2 protein-coding genes and 1 pseudogene are annotated in these 3,262 nt (G+C 61.9%); 1 reads left to right on the top strand and 2 read right to left on the bottom strand.

Annotation, left to right across the window (positions count from 1 at the left end):
- The coding region (gene dinB, locus Q0X61_RS13005) for a DNA polymerase IV (RefSeq protein ID WP_297743291.1) at positions 1 to 1,116 on the top strand (1,116 nt) is incomplete at its 5' end.
- Positions 1,117 to 1,126: 10 nt separating this feature from the next.
- Here the strand turns inward: dinB and Q0X61_RS13000 are convergent.
- Positions 1,127 to 1,537 (bottom strand): DUF3040 domain-containing protein, encoded by a 411-nt coding sequence (locus Q0X61_RS13000; protein ID WP_297743289.1) that lies wholly within the window; start codon positions 1,535 to 1,537, stop codon positions 1,127 to 1,129.
- A 72-nt stretch (positions 1,538 to 1,609) separates the two neighbouring features.
- A pseudogene (locus tag Q0X61_RS12995) lies at positions 1,610 to 2,620 on the bottom strand (IS481 family transposase).
- Between the last annotated feature and the right edge of the window lie 642 nt (positions 2,621 to 3,262).

The raw sequence follows: 3,262 nt of genomic DNA, 5'->3' as shown, positions 1-3,262 counted from the left end.
GCGTCGGTAGAGATCGCGCGCCGTCCAGAGCTGGCGGCGGTGCCGATGTTCGTCGGAGGCGACGGACGCGGCGTGGTGCTGTCGGCCAACTATCCGGCCCGAGCGTACGGCATCGGCGCCGGTATGCCGACGAATAGAGCCAGGCGCCTGTGCCCGGCAGCGCATGTGGTTCCGCCTGATTTCGACCGTTACGAGCAGGTATCCAGTGGTATTAGAGAAATCTTCTGCACGATCACCGATCGCATGGAGATGGCCTCCATCGACGAGGCCTTCCTCGACCTCACGACCGCGATGCGCCGACTGGGCGGCAACCCGGTCGAGGTGGGGGAGCGTATCCGCGCGCAGGTGATGGACGAGCAGCGCGTGCCATGCTCGGTGGGTATCGGGCCTAACAAGTTCGTCGCCAAGCTCGCCTCCAAGCAAGCCAAACCCGACGGGTTGCTGGCGGTGCAGCCGAACGAGGTTGTGAACTTTCTGCACCCGCTTCCGGTGGAGTCCATCTGGGGCGTGGGCGAGGCGACGGCAAGCAAACTCCACAAGCTCGGCCTCACCACCATCCGCGATCTCGCCATGACGAAACGTCAGACGCTGCAGCGGGCGTTGGGCTCGCAAGGGTCGCAACTTCTCGACCTCGCCTGGGGCTACGACAGCCGCGCCGTCATCGCGCGCGAACCAGAAGAACACAGCGTCGGTGCGCAAGAGACCTTCCCGTTCGATATCGACGACGAGCTCGCCGTCGAGACGGAAATCTTGCGCATGGCCGAGCGCACCGCGTCGAGAATGCGCGCACAGCACATGGTGGGCGGTCAGGTCACGCTGTCAGTGCGGTTCGCAGACTTCCAGACGGTAACCCGCACAGGTTCCATCCCTCCTACGGACGCTACCAACGCCATTTTCGCTGAAGCGATGCGGCTTTTTCGACGCCTGCACCTGCAGCGGGCGCGTATCAGAAGGGTGGGGGTGCGGGTGGGGAAACTCACGCCGAAAGCAACGGCCTACGAACAGCCAGCCCTGGGAGAATCGGAACATGGATGGCGCGACGCCGAGGCCGCTATCGACAAACTCGCGCTCCGGTTCGGGCCGAACGCCGTGCGCCGAGCCAGGCTCACCAGGTGAACGCAGGCGGTTACGGCTGTTCGCCGCCCTCTTGGCGCTTCTTCCAGCGCTCCTCCAAACGCTCCATGAAATCCTGGCTCGACGACGATGCAGAAGCACTGTTGCCACCACCATCGGTGCGATCACTGTGGCGCCGCGCGGGGTCTGGCTCGCCCTGTACTCGCTGCCAGGAATTGATGCCGACAACGGCTCCCGCCAGCATCACTGCAAATCCTGCGATGCTCACCACAGGATGAATCTGGACGCCTCCGAGCAGCGCTACGAGGCCGACAACGAACGCTAGCCCAGCGATCGCCGCGCGGCGACGGTGAATACGCACTTGGCCGCGTCCACTGAGCGTGTCAGCGAACCCCGGGTCCTCAGCTTTGAGGGAGGCCTCAAGCTGCTCGAGAAGCTTGCGCTCCTGATCGGATAGCTCCATGCACGGCTCCTTGGGAAAGATGTACCGGTCATTGTATGCCGAGTTTGCGTCCGTACCAATCAGTAGAGCCCCCTAGATGTAGTTGGTCATGACGTTGTCGACGCGGGTGTGGAGGCGTGAGGCTGGGGGCTGATCGCCGCAGGTGGTGTGGGGTCGATGATAGTTGTAGTGGTGGTTCCAGACTTTGATTGCTTGGCGTCGTTGTTGCTCTGATGTGTAGGTGCGGGCGTAGAGGCATTCATCGGCCAGGAGCCTGTTGTAGCGTTCGATCTTGCCGTTGTGGCGGGGCGTGTAGGGGCGGATGCGCTGGTGACGGCCGATGAAGGCCTTGATGGAGCGTTGGAATGCTGTGGCGGTGTAGTTGCTGCCGTTGTCGGTGACCAGCCTGGTGATGCGGGTGATGCCGTGAGCAGCGAAGTATGCTCTGGCTCGGTGGAAGAACCCGATCGTGGTCGCGGCGGTCTCGTCTTCTAATGCCTCGGTGTAGGACCATCTGGAGAAGCCGTCGATGATCGAGTGAAGGTAGGTGTAGCCGACCTTGTGCTTCTGCGCGCGTTTGGATGCCAGGGCTTTGCTGCTGCCGCGGCCGTGGGCCCACCAGCCACCACCGTCGGGGATTTTGCCGACTTTCTTCGCGTCCATGTGGAGCATGTGGCCTGGATAGCGGGCGATGATCTTGCCAGGTCGGCGCACGTGTTCCCCTTCTGGGGTGATGTCTCGGATCCGGTTCAACCCGAGCCGGTCCAGCCACCTTGTCACTGTCCGAACACTGTACCGGGCATGGCGCTGTTCGGTGAGTTCGCGGGCGATCCGGCGTGCTGACCACTTGTGTTTGCGACGCCAGGTTTCGATTAGCTCCACTATTTCCGTGCTCAGGCGTGTGGGCCGGTTCAGCGGGGCACTCGAGCGGTCCTCCAGCCCTGCCGGGCCGGCGGTTTGGTAGCGGGCGACCCATTTCGATCATGTCGAGCGGGCGATATGGAACTCGGCAGCCACGTGCGCGATCGGACGGCCCCACTTGAGGACCTGTTCCACGGCTCGTTGTCTTCCTTCAACGGTCAGTGGGGCGTTACGGTGGGTCATGGAACGGGTCTCCTCCCAGCAGATGCAAATGGTTTCGTCACCACCCATCGTGCCGGTCAGGGGCCCGTTCCCTCACCCCACCGCGCCGACTACAACGTCATGACCCACAACAGCTAGCCCACTTAGGACTCTAATGACAGATAGCTCACTCGAAGGCTCAACGCCAACGTACAGTAGCGATCAGGCCTGGAAGCGAACTACGCGGACCATTACAACAGTTGCATCATTCGCGACGTTTTCGAATGGTGCACGGACCACAGGATTCGCTACCCTTGCCGCGGTTGTAGCGCCTAATCCATGGATTATCGGCCTAATAAGCGCCGCAAGCATACTCCCGTGGCTGCTGCTAGCTCAGTCTGTTGGCCCAGTGGTGGATAGTGCACGCCGCTCACGCATACTTCAGGCAGCCGGGACGGGTGGGCTAATCCTGAGCTTAGTGTTGCTTGGTATCTTCGTCTGGTACGGAGTCCCGTGGGCGGTACTGCTCGTCTTCGCTGCACTCTTCAGTTCCGTTCACGTCTTCCTGGACGTTACTGCCAATAGACTCCTTGTCGATACCGTTCCTGATGAGGCGCTCCCTCGCGCTAATGGACGGATGTCAGCTTGGCAAAGTTCTATGGCAGTCCTAGCTCCGGCATGTGC

Origin of the sequence: uncultured Tessaracoccus sp., assembly GCF_947255005.1 — a bacterium.
Taxonomy (GTDB): domain Bacteria; phylum Actinomycetota; class Actinomycetes; order Propionibacteriales; family Propionibacteriaceae; genus Arachnia.
This window is presented reverse-complemented; position numbering and strand designations above follow the sequence as displayed.

Bases quoted from the DNA above. Each gene is read 5' to 3' on its own strand.
- Q0X61_RS13000 (WP_297743289.1), bottom strand. From the start codon at position 1,537: ATGGAGCTATCCGATCAGGAGCGCAAGCTTCTCGAGCAGCTTGAGGCC.